The organism is Sphingobacterium sp. UBA7625 (assembly GCF_002484085.1).
GTDB classification, from domain to species: Bacteria; Bacteroidota; Bacteroidia; order Sphingobacteriales; family Sphingobacteriaceae; genus Sphingobacterium; species Sphingobacterium athyrii.
In genome coordinates, this window is record NZ_DLJD01000016.1 from 2,512 (window position 1) to 7,341 (window position 4,830).

The 4,830-nt window shown below is 40.7% G+C and carries 2 protein-coding genes; one reads left to right on the forward strand and one right to left on the reverse strand.

Annotated elements, in window-relative coordinates:
• The first annotated feature begins 268 nt into the window (after positions 1-268).
• Positions 269-2,719, forward strand: a complete 2,451-nt coding sequence (locus tag B4G94_RS06190) for a TonB-dependent receptor domain-containing protein (RefSeq protein ID WP_286857781.1) — start codon at positions 269-271, stop codon at positions 2,717-2,719.
• Positions 2,720-2,814: 95 nt separating this feature from the next.
• Here the strand turns inward: B4G94_RS06190 and B4G94_RS06195 are convergent.
• On the reverse strand, positions 2,815-4,830 hold a 2,016-nt coding region (locus B4G94_RS06195), incomplete at its 5' end, for a glutamine synthetase III (protein ID WP_286857783.1).

The window sequence follows — 4,830 nt, forward strand, 5'->3', positions numbered from 1 at the left end:
ATTTTTTGAATTTTTATTTTGAAACAGTTGCTGCGTGAAATCTTGTTCTCCGGCGCTCCTGAAAGAAATGTACGGCACTTTTTTGGGATGAATAATATGCCGTGGCCGAGAAAACCTGAAAAGCAATTTACCGAGCTTATTTAACCATCCGCCGACGGTTTTTGGCTATCCGTCTATTTCCCCTAGTCAAGGTGTAATGAATACACGATGTTTGTTGTCATCTAAATAAACAATGACGATCCAATTGATGGAATAAAGAAATTATGTTATGAAACTAAATAAAAATAAACTGCTGCTATTCGCTACTATGATCATGCTATTTTCCTTTTTGGGGACTGTTTTTGCGCAATCGAATGGCGGAAAGTTAAATGCGGTTGTGGTCGGCCGGGATGGCGGGCCGCTTGCTGCGGCGAGTATTTCACTGCTCCGTAATCCCGGAAGTATCCTGCTGAAAGGAACCGTATCTAAGGAGAATGGCGGAGTTGAATTTTTGGGAGTGCCCGAAGGTAAATATACGATGCAGGTTTCGGCGGTAGGCTATACGACGTACAGTTCCAGTGAAATAACCCTAAGGAAGGGTGATATATTGTCTTTGGATACCATTCGTTTAGAGGCCGTATCAAAAGTGCTGGGCGAGGTTCAGGTTGTTGGTAAGAAACCTCTAATTGAAAGTCAAATTGATAAAACTGTGCTGAATGTGGAAAATAGTATCTTGGCGACGGGGAACAATGCATTGGAACTTTTACAAAAAGTTCCGGGGGTTACTTTGGATAATAAGAAAATCAATCTCCGCGGAAAAAGTAATGTAATTATTATGATTGATGGCAAGCCTACTTATCTTTCGGCGGATGAAGTTAGCCGACTGCTGGAAAATACGGCTTCAAATTCAATTACATCAATTGAAGTGCTTACCAATCCACCGGCGAAATACGATGCTGCCGGTAATGCAGGTATTATCAATATCAAAACCAAAAAAAATACACAATTTGGCAGCAATGTTAGCCTGAATCTAAATCTGGGGCAGGGGAAATATACGAAAGGTGACGGCGGTTTCTTAGTCAATCATCGAAATAGTTGGGCGAATATTTTCGCATCCTATAATTATAATAACAGTTTAGGATTTAATGATTTAACGATCGATCGCTCTGTCAATGATTCAACGGGGACTACTTATTTCAATTCAGATTCTTACTCCAAATTTCGTTACCGTGCGCATAATTTTAAATTCGCTGCTGATTTTAACCTCGGCGAACAGCAGGTGTTGGGTTTTGTTGTCAATGGTAATGTCAGCAGCGGCAATTCAACACGACAAGGGGATAATCTGATTGCTTCACAAAAAGGGAAATTGGACTCCGTGGTACAGGGAAGCAACTTTTCGGATTTTGCCTATCATTACCTGGCTTACAACCTCAATTACAAAAATACATTCGATACCCTGGGGACTGAACTAACAGCCAATGCAGACTATTCGTATTCCAAGAATCACGATAATAGCATGATGAAAAATCGTTTTCTGGATCCAAATTGGATGGAGTTTAAGGCGCCAAATGTATTCCGAAACGATATGTTATCCAACACCAAAATTTTAGTTTTCAAAACCGATTTTATCCATCCCTTTGATAAAACGACAAAACTCGAAGCGGGTTTAAAATACAGCCGTGTGAAAACAGATAACAATCTGGTCTATGAGGATCAAAACACAGCAGGGGAATTTGTCCCAAATGAAGACCAGAGTAATCAGTTTTTATACAACGAAAACATTGCGGCGGCATACCTTACCTTGAATAAGTCCTTTGGAAAGTTTTCCGTGCAAACGGGGCTCCGTGTTGAAAATACAAGTTCATTGGGCAATTCAGTAACCTTAGGGCAGCAGACAAAACGTAATTATACGGATTTCTTTCCCACGGTATTTATACAGCAACAGATCAACGATAAGCATAAGCTTGGTCTGAGTTACAGCCGAAGGATAGACCGGCCGGATTATGGTGCATTGAATCCCTTTATCTACTACCTGGATCAATATACCTATCAATTCGGCAATCCTTATTTGAATCCTCAATATACCAACTCCTACGAACTGAATTACACCTTTAAGGAACGTTATTTGTTGAGCCTTGGCTACAAGAGGACAAATGATGCGATCACTCAGGTAATTGAGAGCAATTCAGAAACCAAAGCCATTGCACAGACAGATCGAAACCTGACCTATTTCGACTATTATAACATGAATATCAATATACCGGTTAAAGTGCTTAAATGGTGGACCACTTCCAACAATGTGACTGCGTTCTACAGCAAATATAATTTTGATGAGCGTTCGGGTGCTCAGCGGCAATTGGAAAAACTATCTTTTCAAATGAGCTCCAATCATGATATCCGTATTGGAGAGACAAGCAATGTGGAACTGACCGCCAATTATTTCTCTCCGGCTGTCTATGGTGTGTTTAGTTTTAAATCTTACTATGGGATAGATCTTGGAGCAGGGAAAACATTTTTCGACAAAAAGCTGAATGTCAAGTTGGCTGTCAACGATATCTTGAATACCAGGGGCCAGCGTCGGTTGTCCAGTGTTCAGGAAAACGGATATTATCGCATTCGCAATGGATATGACAGTAGAGTGATCCGGCTTTCACTTTCTTACCGTTTCGGAAACATCAATATTAAATCCGTGGATAAGCGGGCCGGAAATAATGATGAGGATAACCGGTTAAAAAAATAGCGGCCGGTAGGGTTTTGTTCCAATCAACTGTCCGTATATAAAACAAGAAGAGCATTCCAGCCGGAATGCTCTTCTTGTTTTTGTATGAAGCGATATTAGCTTAAGAATAAGATCTCTCTCAATTTTGGAAGAGGCCATTTTTTATCGTCAACGATTTTTTCCAATTTGTTGACATGGTAACGGATCACATCAAAATATGGTTTTACCAATTCGTCATAAGCGATTGACCGCTCACGTACATCTTCGATCTGGTTTGCTTTTTTACGTTCTTGACGCATGGCTTCAGCTTGCTCCAGAATGGTGTTTACATGTGTTGAGATACGCTCTACAAAATTCAGCTGTGAGCTGAATGCTGCTTGAGCAAGTCCTAGGTCTTTAAGACCTTTTACATTTTCGATTAATTCATTTTGGTAAGTGAAACATGCAGGTGCGATTTGGTTATTGACCATTTCTTCAATCACACGGGCCTCGATTTGAAGTTTCTTGTAGAAGTTCTCTAACAAGATTTCATGGCGGGCTTCTGATTCACGTTTTGTATAGATTCCTAAGGATTCAAATAAGGCCAATGACTCTTCTTTTACATAAACGTCTAATGCCTTAGGTGTAGATTTGATGTTTGAAAGACCACGTGCTGCAGCTTCTTTTTCCCACTCTTCNNGGATTGCTTTTGAATCTTTGATATATTTACGGACAACATTTAAGATTGCAAGATCTTTTTTCGTGCCTTTTTTGATCTGTTTGTCTACCTCTGCTTTAAACTCAATTAATTGAGCAGCAACGATAGCATTTAATACCGTCATTGGTAGGGCAGAGTTTGCTGAGGAACCTACAGCGCGGAACTCAAACTTGTTACCGGTAAATGCGAAAGGTGAGGTACGGTTACGGTCCGTGTTATCCAGCTTCAATTCTGGAACTTTAGGGATGCCGTGCCACAAGTTGGCTTCAGCTTTTACTTTTTTCGCTACGCGGGCTGATTCAACTTCTTCTAACAATTCATCTAATTGAGAACCTAAGAAGATTGAGATAATTGCTGGCGGAGCTTCATTTGCACCTAAACGGTGGTCGTTGCTGGCACTAGCAATAGATGCGCGCATTAAATCTGCATTTTCAAATACGGCTTTGATGGTATTGACAAAGAATGTCAGGAACATCAGGTTATTTTTAGGCGTTTTGCCCGGAGACAATAGGTTGATACCCGTATTGGTAATCAAAGACCAGTTGTTGTGTTTTCCGGAACCGTTTACACCAGAATATGGTTTTTCATGTAACAATACTTTGAAGTTGTGTCTCAAAGCAACTTGCTCCATCACGTTCATTAACAATTGATTGTGGTCAATTGCCAAGTTGATCTCTTCGTACATAGGTGCACACTCAAACTGTGAAGGTGCAACCTCATTGTGACGGGTTTTTAATGGAATACCCAATTTTAACGCTTCGTTTTCCAGATCAACCATATAGGCTAATACGCGCTCTGGAATCGCTCCGAAGTAATGGTCTTCCAATTGTTGTCCTTTAGCAGACATGTGGCCGAACAAGGTACGGCCGGTCAATTGAAGGTCAGGGCGTGCATTGTATAAGGAAAGGTCAACTAAAAAATACTCTTGCTCGATACCAAGAGAGGCGTTTACTTTCGTGATTGATTTATCAAAATATTGTGCGACTTCAGTTGCCGCTTTATCAACAGCATTGATTGCTTTTAATAAAGGAGCCTTATAATCTAATGATTCACCAGTATAAGAAACAAATACCGTAGGGATACAAAGTGTTTTACCGGTGCCGGTTTCATAGATAAATGCTGGTGAAGAAGGATCCCATGCCGTATATCCTCTAGCTTCGAATGTGTTACGGATACCGCCATTAGGGAAGGATGAAGCATCTGGTTCTTGTTGAACTAAAGCGTCTGCAGTGAATTTTTCGATTGCTTCGCCATTTTCATCAGGTTCGAAAAATGCATCGTGTTTTTCAGCTGTCGAACCAGTCAAAGGTTGAAACCAGTGCGTGTAGTGGGAAACGCCATGATTAAGGGCCCAAGTTTTCATCGCTTGCGAAATGTGCTCAGCTAGATCTCTAGAAATAATCTGTCCCTCTTCAATGGATGCAACTAACTCCTT